The following is a 24,523-nucleotide window of genomic DNA, read 5'->3' on the forward strand; positions in this document are numbered from 1 at the left end:
GGGCGGACATCGCCCTGACTGCCTCGACGCCGGCCCCAGGGCCGGCGTCTGCGTAGGGGAGGGGCTGGGAAGTCGCGCGGCGCGCCGTATACTCCGCCGACACCCAAGGACGAGCCGCCCGTGAGCGAAGCGCTGGAGCCTGGCAGTACCCCCGACCCGGGGTCGACCGATCATCCGGATGCGGCGGGACGCTTCGCGCGGTTGCGCGAACGCACCGATGAACTGGAATTGTTCATTTCCGGCCTGCTGGCCTTCGCGCTTCTGGCCGTGCCCGGCCGCATCTTCGACGCGTGGGCCACCAGCACCGTGCATACCGAGGGCGTCTACGCGTATGCGCTCTGGTTTGGCTTCAGTACCAGTGTCGGCCTGTGCTACGTGGTCGCCGTTGCATTGATCGTCCACCTCGCCATCCGCGGCTACTGGGTGGGGCTGGTCGGCTTGAAGATCCACTTCCCCGAGGGCATCCGCTGGGACCGCATCCCGCTGCTGGGGCCGGTGTCGCGCGCGTTCTACCAGGCCCGGGTGGGTACGCTCGAGCAGTCCATCGCCAACGCCGACCGCGCGGCGTCCACGCTGTTTTCGGCCACCCTGCTGTTCGCCCTGACCATGGTGCTGATCGGGGCCGGTTCGGTGCTGCTGCTGGCCCTTGCCGGCGCAGTGGGCGCGTTGGTGGGCAACACCGATCGTATCGCGCTGATCATCGTGAGCAGCTTCTTCGGCCTTTTCATTGTCGTGAATCTGGTGCCGTTGACCCTGGAAAAGTGGATCGCACGGCGCACCGCGCGCGGGCTGCCCAGTGCGCGCATCGCGCGCACCATGCGCGGCGTGCTGACGATCAACCAGTGGCTGATTCCGATGCGTCTGCTGCTGCCGGTACAGCTCACCCTGCAGAGCAACCGCTACGCCCGCAATTTCATGGTGGCGTACTTCGTGGCAGTGATGGTGGCCATGTCCATCGGCGGCTTGCAGGCGGTCGGTTCGGCCAAGTTCTCGCTGTTCAACCGCTATGACGTCGTCACCACCGAAGCGGTGGAAGAGGGCATGGTCAGTGCGCACTACGAGTCGCTGCGCGTGGAGCGCGACCGCCTGCTGCGCTATCCGATGATTCCCAGTGACGTGGTCAGTGGCCCGTTGCTGCGGGTGTTCATTCCGCACCAGCCGCAGCGCGACAACGGCCTGGCCCGGCGTCTATGTGCGCTGCCCGACGGCGAGAACCGGCTGCGCGGCGCGGCGGCCGAGACGGCGGCGGTGCGGTGTGTGGGGCGGTTGTGGAAGGTCACCCTGGATGGCAAGCCGGTTGCGCTGGAGCAGTTCGTGGCCATGGAGCGGCGCGACCTGGAAATGCGCGGGCTGGTGGGCTACCTGCCGTTGTCGGCGTTGCCGCCGGGACGGCACGACCTGCGGCTGGTCTGGAACCCGGACGGGCCCGACCGTGGCACGGCGCGTCACCGCGACTACCGCATTCCGTTCTGGTACGCGCCCGACCCGTCGCGCTGAGCGGGTCAGGGCGTACGCGTGCGTGCGCCGAGGCGCCACACTGCCAAGCCGCCATACAGCAGCAGCAACGCGGCCAGCGTCCACAGCTCGTGGCTGACCTCGCCCAGGCGGGCATCCATCTGGTTCAGGCGCACCATCAGGTTGATCCCGGTGGTGGTGGGCAGCAGGTGCGCCAGGGCCACCAGTGCCGGCGGTGAGGTGACCGCCGGCCAGGACAGGTTGGCCAGGAAGAACAGCGGGATCGAGCAGGCGATGACCACCTGGAAGGCGCGCTCGCGGGTGGCGAAGAAGCTGCCGACAAACAGGCCGAACGCCACCGTGGCGGCAATGAACAAGGTGCCGCCAAGCAGCTGGCCGAGCGGATTCCCCCCGCGCGGATAGTCCTGCACCCACGCGGTGAAGCCGGCGTAGTAGAGCAGGCCCAGCAGGCCGATGATGCCGAAGCCAAGCGCCATGCCGGCCAGGGTGGGCAGGTCGAAACGCAGGCGCCGGCCGAGTGCCAGGCGCCGCGTACCCAGCAGCACGCCAATGCCCATCAACAGCGTCTGGTGCACGATCAGTTCGGCCACGCCAGGCACGATGGCGCTGCCGTAGCCTTCCAGCGTGTTGAACAGCGGCCGCTGCACCAGGGTGATCGGCGGTGGCTGCGGGGCGCCCATGAAGGCGGCCTGCGAAACGGCCGTCTCGCGCGCGAACGCGGTCAGGGCGTCGGCCACGCCACCCAGTACCCAGCTGGCGCGGCCGAGGTAGGCACCGTTGCCCATCAGCACCAGGTGACCGGCGCCACCGCGCAGGATGTCGCGCTCCAGTTGGGCAGGAATCAGCAGGATGCCTTCGGCCTCGCCACGCTCCAGTGCGTGGCGGGCCTGGTCGAGGGTGGCGGGCTGGGCCACGATGCGCACGGTGCGCAAGGCATCCACCCGGCGCAGCAGTTCGCGGCTGGTGGCGCTCTGGTCGTGGTCGACCACCACGATGGGCAGGTTGCTGGCCACCTGGTGGCGATATGCGGCGGGGTAGAAGAACGAATACAGCACCACCGCGCCGATCATCAACACCACCGCATAGCGGTCGGTCAGCACCGCGCGCAGGGTCTGGCGCAGGCTGCGGGTGAAGCGGCTCATGCGGCCGCTCCGTTGGATGAGGTTGCCGGCGTGGGCAGGGCGCGCGCTGCGACGATCAGGCGCCAGCCGCCGATGCCGCCGGCCACCAGCACCATCACCAGCAGCGTGGCCAACGGCCACAGCGAGACCGTCCACGGTGCGCCGACGAACTGCTGCTGGGTCTGCAGCTTGACGTAGGCGGTGAGCGGCAGCAGCAGGTTCCAGATGCGGGTGAACAGCGGCGCATCCACCACCGGGAAGGTGGCACCGGAGAACGCCAGCGCGGTGCCGATGCTCAAGCCGATCGCCGACAGCGCGGTGCCCATGTCGCGGGTGAGCCCCACGAACAGCAGCGCCACCGCCGCGCAGGCCAGGTAGAACAGCGGCTGGCCCAGCATCAGCAACCCCAGGCTGCCGGCGACGCCGTCGCCGCGCAGCAGCGCCAGATACAGCACGCCAAGCGCGCCATACACCGAAAACAGCGCGACATAGGGGCAGATCTTGCCGGCGATGGCTGCCCAAGGTGCGCTGCCCAGCCACACGCCCAGCTGTCCGTCGCGCACTTCGCGGCCCAAGCTGGCGGCCACGGCCAGCGCCAGGCCCAGCGACAACACCGCCGGAAACAGCAGCGGCAGCAGGAACAGTTCGTAGCTGCGCGCCGGGTTGTGCAGGATGTCCGACTGCACCGCGATGGGCGGGGCGCGCAGCTTGGCCGGGCCCACCTGCTTGCCGATGCCGCCGCTCAGCAGGCGCGCATTCCACGCGCCGACCGCTTCCACGATGTCGCGCACCGCCGACTGCCCGGTGGTGAGGTAGGTGGCGTTGTAGTAGGCGAACACCGTGCCCTGGCTGCCACGCAGCGCCTGGCGGGTGGCATCGCGCGGGACCAGCACCACGGCAAACACATCCAGCCGCCGCAGCTGCGCCTGCGCATCGGCCAGGCTGGCCGGTTGGCTGGCCACGGCGATGCCCGGGCTTGCATCCAGCATGCGGGCCAGCAGGCGGCTTTCGGCACTGTGGTCCAGGTCGACAATGGCAATGGGAATGTCGCGCATCACCGATGCGGCGAACAACCAGGCCAGCACCGCCAGCATCAGCAGCGGCAACAGCGTCACCAGCAGCAGGTCGGCGCGGTCGGTGCGCAGGTGCTGCAGCTCGCGCTGGAAGGCGGCGCCAAAGCCCGCCCACCGCGACCGGTTCATCCCTGCGGCCACGCGAACAGCACGCTCATGCCGGGGCGGAAGCCCTCCACGCGCGCCACTGGGCGCAGCCGGATCTCGAAGCTGCGCACGTCATAGCCGGACGACTGGCGGGTGGCACGCCAGGTGGCGTAATCGCCGGCCGGGTTGATGAAGTACACCTCGAACTCGACCTCGCGATCCAGCGCGGGTACCTGACCGCGCAGCCGGTTGCCGATCTTCAGGCCGCGCATCTGCGATTCGCGCAGGTTGACCGACACCCACATGCGGTCGATGTCGACCAGGGTGAACACCGGGTAGCCCGCCGGGACCAGTTCGCCGACATCGGCCATGCGCTTGTTGATCTCGCCGGCCAGCGGCGCGCGGCCGTTGACTTCCTCGCGCGCGGCATCCACTTCGGCCACCGCGCCACGCGCCTGGCGGACCTGGCCCTGTGCGGCGCGCTTGTCCTGCTCGCGCGCACCGGCCAGTGCCTGGTCGTACTGTGCGCGGGCGGCGTTGGACAGCTCGCGCGAGCTGCGTGCCTGGGCCAGCGCCTCATCGCGCTTCTGCCGGGTCATCACCCCTTCGTTGAACAGGTTCTGCACGCGCTGGTAGGTGGCGTCGGCCAGCGTGGCGCCGGCTTCGGCGCGTTTCCAGTTGGCCTGCGCGGCGCGGATGTCTTCACTGCGTGCGCCTTCGTCGGCCTTGTCGGCCACGGCGCTGGCCGCCTCCAGCGCGCCCTGCGCCTGTTCTTCCTTGGCGGCCACTTCCGGGCTGTCCAGCACGAACAGCACCTGGCCGGCCTGGACCCGGTCGCCTTCGCGCACCTTCAGCGTGGACAGGCGTGCAGTGATCTTGGCAGCCACGTTGACGGTGTCGGCGTCGGCCATGCCCTGCAGCTGTTCGGCCGGGCTGCGCCAGGCCAGCCACAGGCCGACCACCACCACGATCGCCAGCACCAGCGCGAGGGCAATACCGAGCTTGCGCTTGTTCGGCGGCGGCGCGTCGGCCGGCGCCTGCAGTGTGTCATTCATGCGCGATCACCTCGTCGGCCTGGCGGCGGAATTCTTCATAACGGTCCATCTGTCCACTGATCTCCAGCAACTGTGCCAACGCCACGTCGTACTGGTAGGCCGCCTGTGCGCGTTCCACCTGCGCACCGCCCAGCCCCAGCCGCGCATCGATCACGTCCAGCGAGGTGGCCTGGCCTTCGCGGAACGCCAGCTCCTGCAGGCGCAGGTTTTCGCGGTTCTGCTCGATGCTGCTGTCCAGCAGGAGGAACTGCTGGCGCGCGGTATCGAGTTCGTACCACGCCTTGCGTACGCCCAGGGTGACCTGATTTTCGGCTTCGCGCAGGCCGGCTTCGGCTTGTTCCTGCTGCGCACGCGCGGCGCTGATCTGCGCCGGACGTGAACTCGGGGAAAGGAAGGTGTACTTCAGGCCGATGCCGAACGCCCAGTCCGGGTCGGTCAGCATTTCATCGCGGCGCAGGAAGTCGTACTGGCCAAACAGGTACACGGTGGGCTTGAGCTTGGCCTGCTGCACGCGCACGCCTTGTTCGGCCTGCGCCACCAGGGCGCGCAGCCGTGCGATCTGCGGCTGCCGGGCCTGCGCGTCGCGTTCGAAGGTGGGCAGTGCGCCAATCGGCGTGCGGTGCACGAACAACGGCGACAGCGGGCGCACTTCGCCTCCGCTGCGCAGCAGGGTGGCCAGCGCGGCCTTCAGGGTCTGCAGGTCATTGAGTGACTTCTGATAGTCGCGCTCGGCCTTGTCGCGGGCCACGTTGGCCTGCAGGCGCTGGGCGCGGGTGGCGAAGCCTTCGCGTTCCAGCTTCAACGCGTCGTCGAGGTGGCGCTGCAGTCCGTCGCGCACGTCACGGCGCACGTCGACGGCCTGTTCGGCCAGGCGCTGCCCGAAGTAGGCCTGGGCCAGCTGCACACTCAACGACTGGCGCTGCGATTCGCGTTCGGCGCTGGCCTGCGCGGTGGCGCCGGCGGCCGCCTGCTGCGCGGCCGGGATCAGGCCACCGGTGTACAGCGGCAGCACCGCGGTGACGACCGGGCGGGTGCGCCAGTCGCGCTCGGTGAACTGCAACGGCGAGTCGATGCCGAACGCCTCGGCCACCGGGGCCAGCGAGCCCAAGGGCAGGGTGAGCGTTTTCTGGAACTGCAGGCGGCGCACTTCACCGGTGATCTCCGGCAGGCGCAGCAGCCGGGTGGCGTCCTGCAGGTCCTGTTTGTTGCGCACCGAGGCATCGGCGGCGGCCAGCGCGTCGGACACCTGTTCCAGGCGCTGCTGCGACTGCTGCCAGTCCAGCGCCGGAACGGCTGCGTTGCCGCTGGGCGATTGAGCCATGGCCGCGCCACTGCACAGGAGCAGGGCGGTGCAGTGAAGTCCTTTCTTTGCGCGCGCAAGCGCCGTGTGCCGGCTCACGAATGGGCGTTCCGTATGTAAAGCATTCGGCAAAGTATGGTGCGGGTGACGTGAAGCCGGGGTCTTCACGCGGGTGCAGTGCGATGAGGGCGCGCTGCGTACCGCGCCGATTGATGTCGATCAAGGCGCGCCGGGATCGGCGGCGTAACCTGATGGAAAGGACGGTGGTGCTACCGTCGCCGCACGGCCGCGAGCGGCCCTGCGATACCCCTGAAGACCATAAGGATAGGTGCAATGACCCAGCTGCCGGCGCAGTCCGCCACGCCCGCCACTTCGCCCTCGTTCGAGCACGAGCCCGATGGCAGCGGCACCTACTGGTCCAACCAGCCGCTCAACACGCTGCCGCCGCCGGACACGATGGGCGCCTACATGCGCAATCGGCCGCTGCCGCCGGAAGGCATCGCGCAGCGCCACGCGTACATCATCGGCACCGGCATTGCCGGGCTCGCCGCGGCGTTCTACCTGATCCGCGATGGTGGCATGCCGGCGGCCAACATCACCCTGATCGACAGCCTGGACATCGAAGGCGGCTCGCTCGATGGCGCCGGCAACCCGGAGCAGGGTTACCTGGTGCGCGGCGGGCGCGAGATGAACTGGAACTACGACAACTTCTGGGACCTGTTCCAGGACGTGCCCGCGCTGGAGCTGCCCGAGGGCTTCAGCGTGCTGGACGAATACCGCGCGGTGAACGACCACGACCCGAACTGGTCCAAGGCGCGGCTGCTGCACCAGCAGGGCAGGGTCAAGGATTTTTCCACGTTCGGGTTGAGCCGTGCCCAGCAGTGGGAACTGGTCAAGCTGCTGCTCAAGCGCAAGGAAGAGCTGGACGATGTGACCATCGAGGACTATTTCAGCGAAGGCTTCCTGCAAAGCAACTTCTGGTTCTTCTGGCGGTCGATGTTCGCCTTCGAGAACTGGCAGAGCCTGCTGGAGATGAAGCTGTACATGCACCGCTTCCTGGACGCGATCGACGGCCTGAACGACATGTCCGCGCTGGTGTTCCCCAAGTACAACCAGTACGAGAGTTTCGTGGTGCCGCTGGCACGCATGCTGCGCGCGCAGGGCGTGCAGATCCAGTTCGACACACGTGCGCATGACCTGGAAATGGCCGTCGCCGGTGACGCGCGCACCGTCACCGCGATCCGCTGCAAGGTGGGCGGGCGCGAGGACCGCATCGCAGTGGGTGAGGGCGACCTGGTGTTCGCGCTGACCGGCTCGATGACCGAAGGCACCGCCTACGGCGACATGGATACCGCGCCGGTGCTGCAGCGCGATCGCCACGAACCGGGCGAGGACAGTGACTGGGCGCTGTGGCGCAACCTGGCGCGGCAGTCGCCGATCTTCGGCAAGCCGGAGAAGTTCTACGGTGACATCGACCGCTCGATGTGGGAATCGGCCACGCTCACCTGCCGTCCGTCGCCGTTGGTGGACAAGATCGCCTCACTGTCGGTCAACGACCCGTATTCGGGCCGTACCGTTACCGGCGGGGTGATCACCATCACCGACTCGAACTGGGTGATCAGCTTCACCGTGAACCGCCAGCCGCATTTCGTCGACCAGCCACGCGATGTGCTGGTGGTCTGGGTGTATGCGCTGCTGATGGACCAGGACGGCAACCACATCAAGAAGCCGATGCCGGCCTGTACCGGCCGCGAGATCCTGGCCGAACTGTGCCATCACCTGGGCATCGGCGACCAGCTGGATGTGGTGGCGGCCGCCACCAAGGTCAGGCTGGCGCTGATGCCGTACATCACCGCGCAGTTCATGCCGCGTGCCGCCGGCGATCGCCCGCACGTGGTACCGGCCGGCTGCACCAACCTGGGCCTGCTCGGCCAGTTCGTGGAAACCCGCAACGATGTGATCTTCACCATGGAAAGTTCGATCCGCACCGCGCGGGTGGCGGTATACACGCTGCTGGGGCTGCCCAAGCAGGTGCCCGATATCAGCCCGGTGCAGTACGACGTGCGCAACCTGCTCAAGGCGGCGCGTGCATTGAACAACGGCGAACCGTTCCCCGGTGAGCGCGTGCTGCACCGGTTGCTCGGCAAGAGCTACTTCGCGCACATCCTGCCGCCGCTACCGGATGCGGAGAAGGCGCAGGACAAGCGCGGTTTCATGGAGGACGAACTGTCGTGGCTGTCCAGCAAGGGCAGCCTGGCATTGAAGGAAGTCTCGGCCCGCCTGGACCGCCTCGGCGACAAGCTCGGCAAGCGGTAGGTAACGACCGTCGGTGGTACGTCTCTCGCCGATCAACGCGTCGGCGGGTTGCCGGCGATGGTGCGCGCGCCGGTGATGATCATGCGCAGCATCTGCGACAGCTGCTCGATCAGCTCGGCGTCCTTTTCCTGCGGCTGGTCCACGGCGGTGGCGCCCATGGCGAACACCAGCCGGGTGATCGCCTTGGACGCCAGCGCCGGTTCGTGCAGCACCGCGCCGCCATCGGCGGCGGCCAGCCGGATCAGGTCGACCCGCAGTTCGTCTTCGAAGTAGCCCAGCTCACGGTCCACCGCCTGCTTGAATGCGTCCGAGCCGGCGCTGCCTTCGCGCAGCAGCACGTGTAGCAGCTTGTGGTCGGCGCGCAGCTGTTCGAAGAAGGTCTCCACCGACAGCCGGATCACGCTGCGTTCGGACGACGCCGCGCGCTGGCGGGCCTCGCCGATGATCGTGCGCAGCGAACGGCCGGCCAGGTCGATCAGCGCCACGGTCAACTCGTCCATGTCGCGGAACTGGCGATAGAACGAATTCGGCGCGATCCCGGCCTCGCGGGCCACCTCGCGCAGGCTCAGCGTGGAGACGCTGCGGTGCGGGCCGATCAGGGCCAGCGCGGCGGCCAGCAGGTCGTCGCGCGAGATCGAGGCTTTGCGCGCCGGATGGGCATCATCGGCAGCGGACAGGGGCAGGTCTGGGGAGGTCATCGGGGGCAGGGCGGTCAAGTCCCTGAATCATAGCCCGTCCATTCAATATACAAGTGTATACACGGCTGTATGCGCGTGCGTATAGTGGTTCCATGAGCGCTCATCCCCGCCCCCCGATCCGCCGCCGCAACCCGATCTCGCCCCGTCACTGGGTGTCCGAGGAGCTGTTCGACTTCTGGGCCGGGCGCCTGCACCCGCTGTGGACCCTGCGCCGGGCGCGGGCGCGGCTGGTAGCGCGCGAGCAGGCCAGCGCCGATGCGGTGACCCTGGTGCTGCGCCCGAACCGGCATTTCCGCGGGCTGCAGCCGGGCCAGCACGTCACCCTCGGCGTGGACGTGGACGGCCGTCGCCTGTCGCGCAGCTACAGCCCCACGCGGCTGGCCGATGGCAGCCTGGCGATCACCGTCAAGGCGATCGAGGGCGGCAAGGTCAGCCAGCACCTGGCCCACCACGCCGTGATCGGCGAGGCGTTCGAGCTGGGCCAGGCCTTCGGTGCGATGACCGTCGACCCCCACCAGGTCCAGCGCCTGCTGCTGTTGGCCGCCGGCAGCGGGATCACCCCGATGCGCGCACTGCTGCGCCAGCTCGATGCCGCCGGCATGCCCGGCACGGTGGACCTGGTGTACTGGGCCCGCCGCCGCGAGGAACTGTGCTTTGCCGATGAGCTGGCGGCCCTGGCCGCGCGCCATCCGAACCTGCGCGTGCACCTGGCCCTGACCCGCGACCCGCACGCTGCGTCGCCGCGCGTGGATGCCTACGCGTTTGACGCACTGGGCGATATCCGTGCGGCCCAGGTGCTGGTGTGCGGCCCAGGCGGCTTCGTCGATGCCGCCCGTGAACGCCTGCAGGGCGCCGTGGCCGGTCTGCAGTTCGAAGCCTTCACCCCGCCGCTGCTGCCCGACGCGGAAACCGGCACGGTGCAGGTTGAACTGCGCCGCACCGGCCGCACCCTGACCCTGCCGCGCGGCACCTCGCTGCTGCAGGCGCTGGAAGCCGAAGGGCTGCGCCCGGCCAGCGGCTGCCGCATGGGCATCTGCAATACCTGCGTGTGCGGCAAGGCGTCCGGTGTCACCCGGCACACCCTGACCGGCGACTACGCCGATGAACCGGCCACGCAAGTGAAGCTGTGCGTCAACAGCGCCAGCACCGACCTGATCCTGGAGCTCTAAGCATGTCTTCCGTGCATAACCGCGCGTTGTCGCCTACCGAACTGGATGCGTTCGGCAATGAACTCGATGCAGTGCGTGCGCGCCAGCTGGCCACGCTGGGGGCGGCCGACGCGCGTTACATCCGCCGCGTGGTGGCCGGCGTGCGCTGGACCGGCGTGGCCGGCCGCGCGCTGCTGTTCCTGGGTGCTTTCGTGCACAGCGTGCTGATTCCGGCGTGGATCGCCGGCGTGGTGCTGCTGGCGTTGTCCAAGATCCTGGAAAACATGGAGCTGGCGCACAACGTCATCCACGGCCAGTACGACTGGATGGGCGACCCGCAGCTGCAGGGCAGCACCTACGAGTGGGACATCGTCGGCACCGCCGACAACTGGCGCAAGACCCACAATTTCCGCCACCACACCTACACCAACGTGCGCGGGCTGGACGACGACATCGGCTACGGCCTGCTGCGCATTTTCCCGGAACAGCGCTGGCGCCCGTTCTACCTCACCCAGCCGGTGGTGGCGGTGGTGTTCGCGTTGCTGTTCGAATGGGGCATCGCCATCCAGGACCTGCGCCTGGGCCGCTGGTTCGCCGGCAAGATCACCTTCCGCCAGCTGCTGGCGCAGGCGCGCCCGGTGGGCCGCAAGATGGGCAAGCAGATGTTCAAGGACTACCTGCTGTTCCCGGCGCTGGCCGGCCCGTTCTTCCTGCCGGTGCTGCTGGGCAACGTGGTGGCCAACCTGATCCGCAACGTGTGGACCTACGTGATCATCTTCTGCGGCCACTTCACCGCCGACGCCGAGACCTTCCCCAAGGAATGCGTGCGCGACGAAAGCCGGGGCCACTGGTACCTGCGCCAGCTGCGCGGCTCGTCCAACCTGACCGGCGGCAAGCTGATGAACGTCATGTCGGGCAACCTCAGCCACCAGATCGAACACCATTTCTTCCCGGACATCCCGGCCAACCGCTACGCTGCCATCGCGGTGGAAGTGAAAGCGATCTGCGCACGCTACGGCCAGCACTACAACACCGGCTCGTTGCCGAAGCAGTTTGGCCAGGTAATGTGGCGCATCGTGCGGCATGCCTTCCCGAGCCGCCCGGTGCGCACCAAGGCCGTTGCCGTCAACGCTCAGCCACTGCCGCAGCAGGGCTGAGCCGGAAGGCCGGGGCACCGGTCAGAGCTGCTGCTCCCACTGCAGCCGCCACAGCGGCGCGCCCGATCTGCGCTGCTGCAGTTGCTGCCGCCCCTGCGCATCCCACAGGACCTGGCCGGACACCAGGTCCTGCCGCAGCAGATTGTTGGCGCTGAGCCGGAGCTTGGTGCGCGGCCCCAGCGTCCACAACGCATACAGGTCCAGCTCGCGCTGGTAGGCATCGATGTCGATCTGTCCGCTGCTGATACGCACCGGACCGCCACTGCGGTAGCTGTAGTTCAGCCCCGTCGTCCAACGCGGGTTGATCCGGTAGTCGGCGCCCAGCGAACCGGTGAAACGCAGCTGCCCGTCCAGGCGGTTGTCGGGTCCGGGCACATCCGCCACGCGCGACCAGTTGCGCGTGGCATTGAGGCGGAACGACACGTCCGGTGCGTTGGCCAGGAACCGCGCCAATGCCACTCGCGCGTCCATTTCCACTCCCCAGCTGGTAGCATCGCCTGCGTTGCGCGGTGTTGCGACCCAGCGCCCGTCCTGCGCGGTGGTTTCGGTGCGCACCACGTCCTGGATGCGCCGTGCGTAGGCCCCCAGGCTGAGTTCGGTGCCGTCCTTGCCGTGGGTTTCGTAGGCGATATCCACGCCGGTGGCCAGCTCCGGGCGCAATGCCGGGTTGCCCTGCTCGTCAGGGTTCAGCGGCCGGTTGTTGGTCGAGGTGTACGGGCGCGGGATCAGCGAGGCCAGCGTCGGGGACTTGTACGTGCGGCTCAGCGCCACGCGCAGCTGGTCGTCGCGGGTACCCGGCAGCTTCCACAGGGACTGCAGCACCGGCGACAGCACGCTGTCGCGCTGCCGGATGGCGGCAAAGCCACTACCGGCGCTGCGGATGTCGATGGTTTCCCAGCGCAGCCCCAGGTACATCGACCAGCGTGGGCCGAGCTGCAGGTCGTCCTGCCCATACACGGCCATGCGCCGGATGCGCGCATCGAAGGCGAGATCGCTGATGCTGCCGGCATCGCCCGCGATGGGCCGCAACTGCTGCAGGCGGGCTTCATCGCGACCGTCGAGGCTGCCTTCCCAGCCAACTTCCAGCGTATGTCGGCCGTGCGTGGGCAGCGCGTATTTCCCGGTGCTGTTGACGTTGTGCACGCGCAGGCGCGCGTCGGTATGGTCGTCCAGGTTCTGCTGGCCATCGGTACCGACGCCTTGCTCGCGGTAGCGGTAGTCTTCACGGTTGCCGCCTGCGGCAAGCCGCGTGGTGAAGCTGCCGCCGACAGCGAAGGGATGGGTCCAGCCTGCGCTGCCGCTGAGTTGTCCCACCGCGATGCGCGTGCGTTGCCGGTAGCGGACCTGCGCCAGCGGCGGCCCCAGCCAGGTGTCCCAGGCGATGTCGGTGCTGCGCTGGAAGCGGCTGGCGTCGGCCAGCGCCTGCAACGTCAGGGTGTCGCCATTGTCGAGGCTGAGCTCCACGCTGGGCGCAAGCGACACCGCCTGGCGAGATCCCGTCGCCCGCAACCGGCTGCTGCGCAGCACGTCCGGCTGCCCGTCAGGGCCATACGCTGTTTCCAGGGCCTGCTGCTCCACCAGGAACGCGCGGCGCGACGCGCTGACAGCCACCGACTGGCTGCGGTGTGCCTGGCGACGGCTGCGCTGCCAGGTCAGCGACGGTGCGCTGCGCGCGTTGGACAGCCCCCACGCCAGCGCCAACGATTCGGCCTCCTTGCGTGCACCGGCGACCAGCACGATGTTGAGCGTGCCGGCGATTGCTTCGGTGCGCTGGTCGGCGGTGGGCGCGCGCAGGATTTCGACCCGTTCGACCATCTCCGGGCTCAGTGCGTCCAGGTCGAACCCCAGCGGTGCCTTCTGCCCGTTGATCAGGATCTGCGTATAGCCGGCGCCCAGTCCGCGCAGCGACAGTGTGCCGCTGCGGCCAGGCGCGCCCTGGCCGACGCTGATTCCCGGCAGCCGTTTGAGCGCATCCAGCAGGGCCGGATCGCCGTACTGACGCAACTGCGTGGCATCGATCACGATCCGCGTGGCGGTGTCATCGCGACGCGCCTGGTAGTGCGCCGCCTGTACCTGCACGGTGTCCAGTTCGGTGGGGGGCGCGGTGCCGTCGTCGTGGGCGGTCGATTGGGCCCAGGCAGCCGGGGCGATGCACAGCGGCAGCAGCAGGAACGGACGGCAGGTGGCGGGCAGGGGCATGCGGGCGATCCAGGAGGGGCCGTGGCGGCCGTGGGTCAGGCAACAGCTGTCCCTCCTGCGACCAGGAAGACCAGATGCAACGGGAAGCAACGCGGTGGAGCGGGTCAGCGGCTCATGGCAGGCGACGCTGCGGGTCGATGCGTTCGCCGTTGAACAGCATCTCCATGTGCAGGTGCGGGCCGGTCACCCGGCCGCTGCGGCCGGTGCGGGCGATCGGATCCCCGCTACGCACCTGCTGGCCCACCTGCACATCGGTGCCGTCCAGGTGGGCGAACAGGGTCTGCCAGCCATTGCCGTGGTCCAGCACCACCACGGTGCCGTACTGCGCGCCGCCCGGATAATCCGGCGTGGCGGCCACCACGGTGGCGTCGGCCGGGGCCAGTACCGGCGTACCGACGCGTGCGCCGAAATCGGTGCCGCGGTGCGCGCGCTGGCGGATGCCGCCTGCATCGCCGTAGTGCCCGGTGATACGCGATTGCGCCAGCGGGGCGGCAAAACGCATGGTGGCCGCGGCCAGCAGCGACGCTTCAGGGGTTGCACGCGCAGGCGAAGCGGCGATGGCCACGATGCCCAATGGAAGCGGCGTGGCGGCGGTACCTGCCTGGACCAGCACCAGCATCGCGCCAATCCCCAGTGCACCGGCGCCGAGCAGGGTGCGCGCAGCCAGTGGCAGCGTGCGTCCGGCATCGCCGCCGAGCATGTGCTGGATGCGCAGCCGGTGGCCGGCGGCGTCGCGATGGGTCAATGCGCTGGGCGATGCCGGCGTTGCGCCATGGCCGGCCATGCGCAACGCCTGCAGGTAGGCGGCGGCAAAGTCACGCCGCGCGGTGTCGTCGCTCCCCAGCGCCAGCGCGTCGCACCGCAGTTCGACGGCCATCTGCACGCGCGCGGTGATGCGGCGCACGAACGGGTTGAACCACAGCACTGCGTCCACCACCGCCATCGCGCCGGCCCGCTGCGGATCGCGACGGGCAAGGTGGGCCGCTTCATGGCCCAGTACCAACCGCAGTTGGCGATCGCTGAACACCTGCAGCGCGGTGGCAGGCAGCACGATGGTCGGGCGTGGCCAGCGCACGGCGAACGGGCTCACGGCGTGTTGGGTGAGGCGTATGCGGATGCCCTGCCGGGCAAGCTGGCCGGCGTAGTCGCGGCTGGCTGCGCCACGCCACGCAGCCGGCGGCACAGACGGCGCGGCGCGTGCGATCCGCGCCACCGCCAGGGTGCCGCGCAGCAGGCTTAGCAGCGCGATGCCGGCACCGGTCAGATAGGCCGCCCACAGCACCTGCGCGAGCGTTGGCCAGCCCAGCCGGGGGGCCGCGGTGATGCCTGTCGTAATGGCCGGGCCGCCGGCGTCCAGATCCAGTGCGATGGGGAGCGCCAACGGCGAGGGCAGCGCGGCGACCTGCGACGGTGCCGCCACCGCCAGCGCCATCGCCAGCAACGGGGGCAGCACGGCCAGCAGCCAGAGACACAGCCAGTAGCGCGTGGCGGCCGCGGAAAGCTGCAGCCATCGGTGCAACGCGTTGCCTACGCCCCATGCCAGGCCAGCGCAGAGCAGGCTGCCCAGCAGGTGCACCAGCGCCGGATCCGGCAACGGCAGGCTCATGGCTGCGGCTCCTGGTCGGGGTCGGGATCACGGAGCAGGGCGTCCAGTTGCTGCAGTTCGGTCTCGCTCAACAGGCGGCTGTCGGCGAAGGCCTGCATCGGCAGGCCACCGTCGATTTCCAGCACGCGGCGGGCGAAGTCCGCGCTCAGGGCGGCCAGGGTGGCCACCTTGCCCACCTTGGCCCGGTACACGTTCAGACCGTGCTCGGCGCTCTCATCGACCAGCCCCTTGTCGACCATGCGCTCCAAGGTCTTGCGCGTGGACGAGTACGACCAATCCAGCGTGGCGGCAACGCCGTTGTGCAACTCGCGCGCACTGCAGGCGCTGTTGCGCCAGAGGCATTTGAGCAGTTCCAGCTCGGCGTTCGAAGGGGTGGGCACACGCGCCATGGCGACACCAGCATCAAGGAGTGGTGTCGCAAGTGTGCGACAAGTGTCGCATGCCCCGCAAGAGGGTCAGTCCTCGAGTCCCATCTTCCCCTCGGCCAGCGGCACCCGGCTGCCGTCAAGCAGGCCGCGGCTGAGCACCCCGTCCTCGATGAACAGCAGTTCGCCGTTCTCGCCGTTCTTGATGCTGCTGTCGATGGCGATGATGCGGTCGCCGTGGAACGTGCTCACGTGCGGCATCGAGGTATGCCCCACCACGATGCGCTTGAGCTCCAGCTGGGTGAGCAGCGCATCGACCTGGGCGGTGTCCAGCTGCCCGTCGAAGTAGCCGCGGTACCAGATCGGGCTGGTCTTGCCGTCGAACAGGCGCGCCGTGTCCGGCGCTGCCTTGACCTGATCGCGCGGCAGCCCCACGGCTGCCTGGTACATGGTGTTGGTGGCGTCCATGCCGCGCACCAGGTCCAGGTTCTCCGGTGCGATGCCACCGTGCAGGAACAGCGTGTCGCCGATCTTCAGCATGACCGGGCGGGTGCGCAGCCATTGTCCGATCACCGAATCCGGCCCGTACAGCGCGGGGTAGCTGCGGCCCAGCAGCTGCGCGCTCCTGAGGTATTTTGGATTCACGTAGCGCAGGTCGTCGTAGAGCACCATCGTTTCGTGGTTGCCCAGCACGAAGTGCACCGCGCCGCCGGCCGCGCGGGCCTGCTGCTGCAGGCCGTACAGCAGCCAGAACGCTTCGGTCACCTGCGGGCCGCGGTCGAACACGTCCCCGGCCACCACCAGGGTGGCATCGCCGAGCGACCACTGGTCGCGCGCATCGATCACATGGTGGGCGCGCAGTAGCCGGACCAGCAGGTCGTACTGGCCGTGGATGTCCGACACCGCGACGATGCGCGGCGTGGCCGGATACTGCGCCACCTCGGCGGTGCGCGGCGGCAGCACGGTCACAGGGTGCGGGTAGCCGCACTCGGGCACCACCTGCGTGGTATCGCCGCGGGCCGGCAGCGTACGGTGCACAATGTGGTCGTTGCAGATCCACGTGGCCTCGTGGCCCTTGGCGGTAACGAACACGTACGGACCATCCGCATCGACGTGCTCGGCCGGTGCGGCCACCTCGCGCGCGCTGGTGGTGAAAGCGGCCAGCAACAGCAGGCAGGGAAACAGCGCGTGCATCGCGCGCAGGGTACGACAGGCAGGCATCGGCGGCGTCCGGGTAAAGAAGGCGTGCGCAGGCGCACGGGATGATCCTACGCCGCGGCGCATGCGTCGGGCATGCGCCGTTGGTACCGATGGATGTGCAGGAACAGGCGGTTGGCGGGTCACTCAGCCGCGCTGCAGGGCCTGGCGGCCGGGCGCCTCCGGCATCGCATCGTCGGCCAGCACCACACGATTGCGGCCGCGCTTTTTGGCCTGGTACATCGCCGCATCGGCACGCGCCATCAACCGCTCATAGTCCGGGTGGCCATCGTGCGCTGCCACGCCGATGCTGGCGGTCAACGCCAACGCGGTGCCATCGGCCAGCTGCGCCGGGGTCTGTGCGATCTGCCGGCGCAGGTTCTCGGCAATCACCTCGGCCTGCGCCGCAGTGGCCGCCACCAGCACCACCACGAACTCCTCGCCGCCATAGCGGAACAGGTAGTCGCTGCCGCGCGTCAGTTGGCCGAGCAGGGCTGCCACGTGCTGCAGGGCGCGGTCGCCGCCGTCGTGGCCGTGCGCATCGTTGATCGCCTTGAAATGATCCAGGTCCAGAAGCAGGATCGAGAACGGCGTACTGGCCGAGGTGGCCAGTTCGATCTCACGGCGCAGCACGGTGGGCAGGAAGCGCCGGTTGAGCAGGTTGGTCAGGGCATCACTGCCTGCGTCGAGTTCGCCGATCCGCTCGAACAGCATGCCCATCAGCGTGCGGATGCGCGCCAGCTGCTCGCGGATGCCCTGCAGTGCGCCGAAGCGCGCGCCAACATCGGCATGGGCCAGGGCGGCGTGCAGTTGTGCGTCCACCTGCGCCACCAGCGCGCCCACCTGTGCGGTTTCGCTGCTTTCGCCAAAACTGGGAATGCCCTTGTGGGTGAACCACAGGCCGAAGTCGGAATGCGCCAGGTCGACGGTGTCGGCGTCGGTGGCCTGGCTGGCAATGGCGTACAACAGCGCGTTTTCCCAATCCAGCAGCAACGCGCGCTGGCGTTCGCGTTCGGTGCTCACGTTCTGCACCAGCGAAAACAGCCGGTACGCCGCATCGGTGCGCGAGGAGCGCTCGCGTGCATGCGTGTAGGCCAGGGTCATGCCCTCCAGGGCGATGTCCACCGACGCACTCAGGCAGCTGATGGCCTCGAAGGCCACGTGGCTGTTCGGCGCGTCGGCGACAATCTGCGCGAACAGGCGCTGCTTGAGCACGCGCGTGCCGCGCGTGACCAGATCCACCGGGATGCCCACGCGCGCATGCACGTCGCCGATCACCCGCTGCGCCGCCACCAGTGCGGCGATGCTGTCGGGCGTGGCCGTCAGCAGCTGGGTCAGCCAGCGCTGCATGGCCGGCTTCAAGCGCAGGCGCACCTGGTCGTGGGACAGGAAGCGGCTGGCACGCGGGTCCTCCAGCAGCACGTCATAGAAGTGATGGGCCAGGTCGGGCGGCGACCGGGCTGCCAGGTCGGCCAGCAGCGCGGCCGCGTCGGGGCTGGTGGCCTGCAGGGTCTGCTGCCATGCATCGGCCAGTGGCCGGCTGGCCTCATCCAGGTTTGGAACGATATCCACGATGGTTGCTCTTCCCGCCACACAGGCCGTCGAAGGTTAACGGCCGCGCGTGGCTGTAATGAAGTTACAGAATGAACGCGAGCCCAAGTGTAATAGTCTCCGGCGCATCGCCTGCTTACTCTGCGCGCATTGCAACGGAGATACCTTCATGGGTCACGACCACGATCACCTGCCCAGCGAAATCCGCCACGAAAAACCCTTGTGGTGGGCGCTGGGCCTGACCACGACCTTCCTGCTGGTGGAAGTGGCGGGCGCGTTCTGGACCAACAGCCTGGCGCTGCTGTCCGACGCGGCGCACATGGCCACCGATACCCTCGCATTGATGATCGCGCTGGTGGCGGTGCGGCTCAGCCGCCGCCCGCCGGATGCCAAGCGCACCTACGGCTACGCACGTCTGGAAGCGCTCGGCGCGATGGTCAACGGCGGCATGCTGTTCGTGGTGGCCGGCTACATTCTCTGGGAAGCCATCGAGCGGTTCCGCCAGCCGCAGGAGATCGCCTCCACCGGCATGCTGGTGATCGCAGCCGTCGGCCTGGGCATCAACCTGATCTCGATGCGCCTGCTGCGCGCCGGCAGCGGCGAAAGCCTCAACGTGAAGGGCGCCTACCTGGAAGTCTGGGCCGACATGCTCGGGTCGGTCGCGGTGATCATCGGCGCGCTGCTGATCCGCTGGACCGGCTGGAAGATGATCGATCCGATCCTGGCGGTGCTGATCGGCCTGTGGGTGCTGCCGCGCACATGGGTGCTGATGCGCGAGGCCATCAACGTGCTGCTTGAAGGCGTGCCCAAGGGCACCGACCTCGCGGCGGTGCGCACGGCGTTGGGCGCGCAGGACGGCGTGGTCGATGTGCACGACCTGCACGTGTGGGCGCTGGCATCAAGCACGCCGGCGTTGACCGCACACGTGGTGATGGCCGACGGCGTGGATGCCGATGCGCTGCGCCGCGCGCTGACCACCACGCTGCATGACCGGTTCGAGATCGAGCATGTGACCCTGCAGATCGAAGCGGATCACTGCGGCGACAGCTGCAGCGTGGGCAGCCCCAAGGCGGGCGATGCGCATGCCGGCCATGATCATGGCGACCACGCCCACGGCCATGCCGACCACGCGCATGCCGTGACCGACGGCCGCCGCACCGGGCCGGACGCGCAGGGCCACCACGGCCATCCCCATCCCTGAACCGGGCCGGGTGCGGGGCAGGGCAGGCTTGCCGCTACAATGCGGGTCTGCCTTGCCATCTGTCGGAGATACTGCAGTGACCCGGAAACTCGTACTGTTGCGCCACGGCCAGAGCCAGTGGAACCTGGACAACCGCTTCACCGGTTGGGTGGACGTGGAACTGACCGAACAGGGCCGCCGCGAGGCCGCCGCCGCCGGCCGCCTGATGCGCGAAGAAGGGCTGCAGTTCGATGTGGCGCATACCTCGGTGCTGAAGCGCGCCATCCACACCCTGCAGGGTGCATTGGCCGAGCTGGACCAGGACTGGCTGCCGGTGAGCAAGAGCTGGCGCTTGAACGAACGCCATTACGGCGGGCTGCAGGGCCTGGACAAGGCCGAGACCGCCGCCAAGCACGGCGAGGACCAGGTCAAGATCTGGCGCCGCTCTTACGACATTCCGCCGCCGGCGATGGACGTCGAAGACCCGGGCCATCCGATCCACGACCGCCGCTACGCCGGCCTGGACCGCAACGCGCTGCCGGGCACCGAATCGCTGGCCACCACGCTGGACCGCGTGCTGCCGTACTGGTTCGACGCGATCGCCCCGCAGCTGAAGGACGGCAAGACTGTGCTGGTGACCGCGCACGGCAATTCGCTGCGCGCGCTGTACAAGTACCTCAACAATGTCTCGCAGGAAGCCATCCTGGAGCTCAACATCCCGACCGGCATTCCGTTGCTGTTCGAACTCAACGACGACCTGACGGTGCAGTCGTTCCGCTACCTGGGCGACCCGGAAGCGGCCCGCAAGGCCGCCGAAGCGGTGGCCAACCAGGGCAAGGCGAAGTAACAACGAAAGGCCGGCGCAAGCCGGCCTTTTCTTTACCCCCGCCGGTAGAGCCACCCCATGGGTGGCTGCACGCGATGCAGGGGTCACGCACAGCCACCCATGGGGTGGCTCTACCCCCTCGGGATGCCGGTTGCCTACACACCGCATCTCCACAGGGTTCTGCCTTCCGCCGGTAGAGCCACCCCATGGGTGGCTGCACGCGATGCAAGGGGTCACGCACAGCCACCCATGGGGTGGCTCTACCCGGGCGGGGGGGGGCGTTGGCCGGCTGACGTTCGCCGTCAGCAGTCGTAGCCCCAATCCTCTACCGTGACACTGCAGCCCAGCAGCGCGGCCAGCGCATCCTGCTGCGCGAGCAATCCATCCAGCGTCGCCTGCTGGAACGTGGGGCTGCCCAGTGCACTGATCACGCCCTGTTCGGCCGTGGACACGAACAGGGTGACGAAGCCACGGGCTTTGGCCGGTTTCATGATGCCGATGCCAGCACCTACCAGCGGGAAGGGGAGGATCAGGTTCTGCGCGTTCTGGCTGAACCCCACCAGGCCGGCCTCCGCGACGGACCAGGCCAGCAGATGCGCGCGCGGCGCGGTCGCGATCTGTGCGGCTACGGCGTCGGGCAGGTGTTCATCACCGACCAGGCGGTCGGTGTACAGGTGCAGCGGATCCGGCTGCGTGGTGGAAAGTGTGAGGTGCTTCATCCTTGGCGATGGTACCGATCTTTCCAGTGCGTGCGCCGGCCCCCCCCCACCTGTGACCTTTGGCCGGTCCCCGCCATCGCCGCAGCGGCTACGCTGGGTGATTCGCCGTTGGAGACTCGCCATGAACGTCCGCAACCTGGTCCCGCTGGGCCTGACCCTCGCCATCGCCGCCTCGTTGGCCGCATGTGGCAAGCATGACACCGCGCCTGCCGCGTCCGCCGATGCGGCCACGCCGGCGTTTGATCAGTCGCAGATCAAGACCGCGCTGATCTCGCTCAACAGCGCCGACCTGGACCCGTCGATCGCCGCGTGCACGGACCTCAACGGCTTCGTCAACAGCAAGTGGCTCACCGCCAACCCGGTGCCCAACGACCAGACTACCTGGGGCAGCTTCGAAATCCTGCGCGAGCGCTCGCTGGAAGTGCAGCATGCATTGGTGCAGCAGGCCGCCGCCAGCAAGCCCAAGGCCGGTTCGGTGGAAGCCAAGATCGGTGACATCTGGCGCACCGGCTCGGATGAGGCCAAGATCGAAGCGGCCGGCATTACCCCGCTGCAGCCGCAGCTGGACAAGATCGCCGCGCTGAACGACACCGCCGCCATCACCCAATACCTGCGCGACAGCCAGGCGCAGGGCCAGGGCGTGCTGTTCTCGCTGTCGGCCAATGCCGACTACAAGGATTCGGCCAACGTCATCGCCTACGTCGGCCAGGGCGGACTGGGCCTGCCGGAGAAGGGCTACTACATCGATGATGCGCAGGCCAAGATCCGCGACGCATACGTGGCCTACATCGCGCAGGCACTGACCCTGTCCGGCGTGGATGCCGCGCAGGCCAAGACCCAGGCCAAGGCCGTGCTGGACTTTGAAACCCGCCTGGCCAAGGCCTCGCTGTCGCGCATCGAACTGCGCGATCCGGCCAAGCGCTACAACCCGGTCAGCGCTGCTGAAGCCGACACGCTCACCCCGAACTTCAGCTGGACCGCGCTGTTTGACACCCTGAAGGTGCCGGCCGCGCAGAAGTTCTCGCTGGCCCAGCCGGCGTTCTTCACCGAAGTGGACAAGATGCTTGCCGATGTGCCGGCCAGCACCTGGCAGGCCTACCTGCGCTTCCACACCATCGATGATGCGTCGCCGTACCTGAGCAGCGCGTTCGAGAAGGCCAACTTCGACTTCTACAGCACCACCCTGCGTGGCCAGAAGGAAATGCAGCCGCGCTGGAAGCGGGTGCTGGAGTCGGTCAATGGCGCGATCGGCGAAGGCCTCGGCCAGCTGTACGTCAACGCGGTGTTCCCGGCCGACTCCAAGGTGCAGATGCAGCACCTGGTGGAAAATCTCTCGGTGGCGCTGAAGGCGCGCCTGGAGAAGCTGGAGTGGATGGGCGAGGACACCCGCAAGAAGGCGCTGGAAAAGTGGGCCAGCTTCACCCCGAAGATCGGCTACCCGGACAAGTGGCGCGACTGGTCGGGCTATGAAACCAACGCCGACAGCTACCTGGGCAACATGCAGGCCGCGCGCGCGTTCAACTACCGCTACATGTTGAACAAGATCGGCAAGCCGGTGGACAAGACCGAGTGGGGCATGACCCCGCAGACCGTCAACGCCTACTACAACGCCACCAAGAACGAGATCGTGTTCCCGGCTGCCATCCTGCAGGCGCCGTTCTTCGACGCCAAGGCGGATCCGGCGTTGAACTACGGCGGCATCGGCGCGGTGATCGGCCATGAAATGATGCACGGCTACGACGACTCGGGCAGCCAGTTCGCGGCCAACGGCAACTTCGACAACTGGTGGACCGACAGCGACCGCAAGGCCTTCACCGGCCGCACCGACCAGCTGGTGGCACAGTTCGACGGCTATGAATCGCTGCCGGGCGTGAACGTGAAGGGCAAGCTTACCCTGGGCGAGAACATCGGCGACCTGGGCGGCCTGACCGTGGCCTACGACGCGCTGCAGATGGCGTTGAAGGAAGACCCGAAGGCCAACGTGGCCGTGGACGGTCACAGCCAGGACCAGCGCTTCTTCATGAACTGGGCCACCGTGTGGCGCCGCAACTTCAACGAAGGCGAGCTGCGCGTGCGTCTGAACACCGACCCGCACGCCCCGGCCAACTTCCGCGCCAATGGCGCACCGTCCAACATGCCGGCTTATGCCAAGGCGTTCGAGTGCAAGGCGGGCGATGCGATGGTGCGTGCCGACGACAAGCGTGTCGTGATCTGGTGATCACAGCGCGTTGAGTGGAACAGGACACCGCCCAACGTCGTACTGTCAGTTCAACAAGAACGCCGCGATCCCACTCGGGATCGCGGCGTTTTTTGGTTCTAGCGATCTCCGATGTGGACGGGCACACCAGATCTACGGCCTGCCATATCTACAAAGAAGGAGTCGAACCCGCACACTACGCGTGGTTCAAATTCGCCTCGAACACTTCGCCATCCTCGATGTAGAGCTGAACTGCATTGTCCGACGCCAGTCGAATGTCCAACACCCAGACTTGCGGAGCACCGGCCAGCGCCTCGCAGAGCTCGGCCGTGACCATCTCTACCGGTCCACCTGACATCTTCTCTCGAAGTTCGTTCAGCGCCGTCGCTGACGCCATTCCCGATGGCACATCCATATGCACTACGTGCCAAAGCTCATCGGATCGAAAGTTGCACTTTAGTGTGTCAACTACGGCGTTCCCTGTAATTGGAAATCCCCAAACCATTTCTGTCATGACTTTCAACCTCCGTTAAGCGGTCGTGCTGGTCCACGTGAAGGCGTACCTCCTGTAGCGCTCGGTTCATGGGGATGTTCGTGCGGGTTCGTATGATTACCCGGTCGGCCGTGATCAGTAAAATCAATCGTCTTAACTGGCCTCCCGCTGCCATCAAATTCTCTGGCCTGATCGTACTTTCCGTTTCTGCCGTCGTGCTGGCCACGTTGCGTGTGAGGCCCTTTCCCGTTCGCGTACCGGTACCGATTGAATTGCTGAATTGGCCTCTGGTATGCCGTGACAGGATCTGTCGATAGGAACATGCCCAATTGCGGATCCATGTAGCGCTGCTGCATGTAACTCAGCCCGGTAGCCGAGTCGCTGACATGCCCCGCGTACCCGGGCCCATCCCTGGTCTGCTCGCCCACAACGACGCCATAAGGCTCGTAGTCAGCGCTTAACTACGTTGCCGCTTGCGTCCGATTGCGTCACTACCGACCCCAGTGCGTCGGTATGGATATAGGTGACTGTCTGTGCGCCTGCGTTTGGCAGCACACCAACGCAAATCAACAGCACGAACCACTGCCAAGTGCCTGCCGCACCCAATTTTCGAACAGAACCTTCAATTTCCATGAAACTAATAGGCACACCGCCTGCAGCTCTTGCGAACCTGCGCATCCTTCCAATCCCTGAAAGAGCCTTGAAGCAAGGCGTGGCATTCATGGCACAGGACGGGAGTTCTCGGAATCGGAGTGCGAG

21 protein-coding genes are annotated in these 24,523 nt (G+C 67.7%); 7 read left to right on the plus strand and 14 right to left on the minus strand.

The genetic code is table 11. The features are described 5' to 3' along the window. The first annotated feature begins 120 nt into the window (after positions 1-120). Entirely contained in the window at positions 121-1,497 is a 1,377-nt protein-coding gene (locus ABIA71_RS18860; RefSeq protein WP_354287279.1) for a hypothetical protein, read from the plus strand. A gap of 5 nt (positions 1,498-1,502) precedes the next feature. On the opposite strand, the gene ABIA71_RS18865 is transcribed toward ABIA71_RS18860, so the two are convergent. The 4 genes from ABIA71_RS18865 to ABIA71_RS18880 are packed head-to-tail and all read right to left on the minus strand — an operon-like array spanning position 1,503 to position 6,133. Next, a complete protein-coding gene (locus ABIA71_RS18865) occupies positions 1,503-2,618 on the minus strand; it encodes an ABC transporter permease (protein WP_354287281.1) in 1,116 nt (371 codons plus the stop codon). Next, positions 2,615-3,799: an ABC transporter permease gene (locus tag ABIA71_RS18870; RefSeq protein ID WP_354287283.1), complete on the minus strand. Its 1,185-nt coding sequence runs from the start codon at positions 3,797-3,799 to the stop codon at positions 2,615-2,617. The genes ABIA71_RS18865 and ABIA71_RS18870 overlap by 4 nt, the downstream gene beginning before the upstream one ends. Then, positions 3,796-4,812: an HlyD family secretion protein gene (locus ABIA71_RS18875; protein ID WP_354287285.1), complete on the minus strand. Its 1,017-nt coding sequence runs from the start codon at positions 4,810-4,812 to the stop codon at positions 3,796-3,798. Before ABIA71_RS18875 ends, ABIA71_RS18870 begins: the two co-directional genes overlap by 4 nt. Beyond that, on the minus strand, positions 4,805-6,133 hold the full coding sequence (locus ABIA71_RS18880) for a TolC family protein (protein WP_354287287.1): 1,329 nt from the start codon (positions 6,131-6,133) through the stop codon (positions 4,805-4,807). Before ABIA71_RS18880 ends, ABIA71_RS18875 begins: the two co-directional genes overlap by 8 nt. A gap of 312 nt (positions 6,134-6,445) precedes the next feature. On the opposite strand from ABIA71_RS18880, the gene ABIA71_RS18885 reads away from it, so the two are divergent. Beyond that, a complete protein-coding gene (locus ABIA71_RS18885; RefSeq protein ID WP_354287289.1) occupies positions 6,446-8,428 on the plus strand; it encodes an oleate hydratase in 1,983 nt (660 codons plus the stop codon). Between the two features lie 32 nt (positions 8,429-8,460). On the opposite strand, the gene fabR is transcribed toward ABIA71_RS18885, so the two are convergent. Beyond that, positions 8,461-9,126 carry an HTH-type transcriptional repressor FabR gene (fabR, locus tag ABIA71_RS18890; protein WP_159499238.1) on the minus strand — a complete coding sequence of 222 codons (666 nt, stop codon included), beginning with the start codon at positions 9,124-9,126 and terminating at the stop codon, positions 8,461-8,463. Between the two features lie 92 nt (positions 9,127-9,218). On the opposite strand from fabR, the gene ABIA71_RS18895 reads away from it, so the two are divergent. Then, a complete protein-coding gene (locus ABIA71_RS18895; RefSeq protein WP_354287291.1) occupies positions 9,219-10,295 on the plus strand; it encodes a ferredoxin reductase in 1,077 nt (358 codons plus the stop codon). Between the two features lie 2 nt (positions 10,296-10,297). Continuing rightward, positions 10,298-11,431, plus strand: coding sequence for a fatty acid desaturase family protein (locus ABIA71_RS18900; RefSeq protein WP_354287293.1), 1,134 nt, complete (start codon positions 10,298-10,300; stop codon positions 11,429-11,431). A gap of 21 nt (positions 11,432-11,452) precedes the next feature. On the opposite strand, the gene ABIA71_RS18905 is transcribed toward ABIA71_RS18900, so the two are convergent. The 5 genes from ABIA71_RS18905 to ABIA71_RS18925 form a co-directional block, all read right to left on the minus strand. Further along, positions 11,453-13,630, minus strand: coding sequence for a TonB-dependent receptor plug domain-containing protein (locus ABIA71_RS18905; RefSeq protein WP_354287295.1), 2,178 nt, complete (start codon positions 13,628-13,630; stop codon positions 11,453-11,455). A 112-nt stretch (positions 13,631-13,742) separates the two neighbouring features. Next, positions 13,743-15,236, minus strand: a complete 1,494-nt coding sequence (locus tag ABIA71_RS18910) for a peptidoglycan DD-metalloendopeptidase family protein (RefSeq protein ID WP_354287297.1) — start codon at positions 15,234-15,236, stop codon at positions 13,743-13,745. Next, the gene (locus ABIA71_RS18915; RefSeq protein ID WP_128095897.1) at positions 15,233-15,625 is read right to left on the minus strand and encodes a BlaI/MecI/CopY family transcriptional regulator; all 393 of its coding nucleotides are present in this window, start codon (positions 15,623-15,625) and stop codon (positions 15,233-15,235) included. Before ABIA71_RS18915 ends, ABIA71_RS18910 begins: the two co-directional genes overlap by 4 nt. A gap of 66 nt (positions 15,626-15,691) precedes the next feature. Further along, the gene (locus tag ABIA71_RS18920; protein ID WP_502961282.1) at positions 15,692-16,822 is read right to left on the minus strand and encodes a metallophosphoesterase; all 1,131 of its coding nucleotides are present in this window, start codon (positions 16,820-16,822) and stop codon (positions 15,692-15,694) included. A gap of 123 nt (positions 16,823-16,945) precedes the next feature. Then, positions 16,946-18,370 (minus strand): GGDEF domain-containing protein, encoded by a 1,425-nt coding sequence (locus tag ABIA71_RS18925; protein WP_354287299.1) that lies wholly within the window; start codon positions 18,368-18,370, stop codon positions 16,946-16,948. 148 nt (positions 18,371-18,518) lie between these two features. Here ABIA71_RS18925 and ABIA71_RS18930 point away from each other — a divergent pair, with 148 nt between their 5' ends. Beyond that, the gene (locus ABIA71_RS18930; RefSeq protein ID WP_354287301.1) at positions 18,519-19,550 is read left to right on the plus strand and encodes a cation diffusion facilitator family transporter; all 1,032 of its coding nucleotides are present in this window, start codon (positions 18,519-18,521) and stop codon (positions 19,548-19,550) included. A gap of 76 nt (positions 19,551-19,626) precedes the next feature. Further along, positions 19,627-20,376, plus strand: a complete 750-nt coding sequence (gpmA, locus tag ABIA71_RS18935) for a 2,3-diphosphoglycerate-dependent phosphoglycerate mutase (RefSeq protein ID WP_354287303.1) — start codon at positions 19,627-19,629, stop codon at positions 20,374-20,376. 281 nt (positions 20,377-20,657) lie between these two features. On the opposite strand, the gene ABIA71_RS18940 is transcribed toward gpmA, so the two are convergent. Continuing rightward, positions 20,658-21,074 carry a hypothetical protein gene (locus tag ABIA71_RS18940; RefSeq protein ID WP_354287305.1) on the minus strand — a complete coding sequence of 139 codons (417 nt, stop codon included), beginning with the start codon at positions 21,072-21,074 and terminating at the stop codon, positions 20,658-20,660. Between the two features lie 121 nt (positions 21,075-21,195). Between ABIA71_RS18940 and ABIA71_RS18945 the strand changes: the two genes are divergently transcribed. Further along, positions 21,196-23,292 (plus strand): M13 family metallopeptidase, encoded by a 2,097-nt coding sequence (locus tag ABIA71_RS18945; RefSeq protein WP_354287307.1) that lies wholly within the window; start codon positions 21,196-21,198, stop codon positions 23,290-23,292. A gap of 175 nt (positions 23,293-23,467) precedes the next feature. Here ABIA71_RS18945 and ABIA71_RS18950 read toward each other — a convergent pair whose 3' ends face one another. The 3 genes from ABIA71_RS18950 to ABIA71_RS18960 are packed head-to-tail and all read right to left on the minus strand — an operon-like array spanning position 23,468 to position 24,442. Continuing rightward, positions 23,468-23,785, minus strand: coding sequence for a hypothetical protein (locus ABIA71_RS18950; RefSeq protein WP_354287308.1), 318 nt, complete (start codon positions 23,783-23,785; stop codon positions 23,468-23,470). A gap of 5 nt (positions 23,786-23,790) precedes the next feature. Next, positions 23,791-24,192 (minus strand): RHS repeat-associated core domain-containing protein, encoded by a 402-nt coding sequence (locus ABIA71_RS18955; protein WP_354287310.1) that lies wholly within the window; start codon positions 24,190-24,192, stop codon positions 23,791-23,793. Between the two features lie 22 nt (positions 24,193-24,214). Next, positions 24,215-24,442, minus strand: a complete 228-nt coding sequence (locus ABIA71_RS18960; RefSeq protein ID WP_354287311.1) for a hypothetical protein — start codon at positions 24,440-24,442, stop codon at positions 24,215-24,217. Between the last annotated feature and the right edge of the window lie 81 nt (positions 24,443-24,523).

Source organism: Stenotrophomonas sp. 2619 (assembly GCF_040548725.1).
GTDB lineage: Bacteria > Pseudomonadota > Gammaproteobacteria > Xanthomonadales > Xanthomonadaceae > Stenotrophomonas > Stenotrophomonas maltophilia_AP.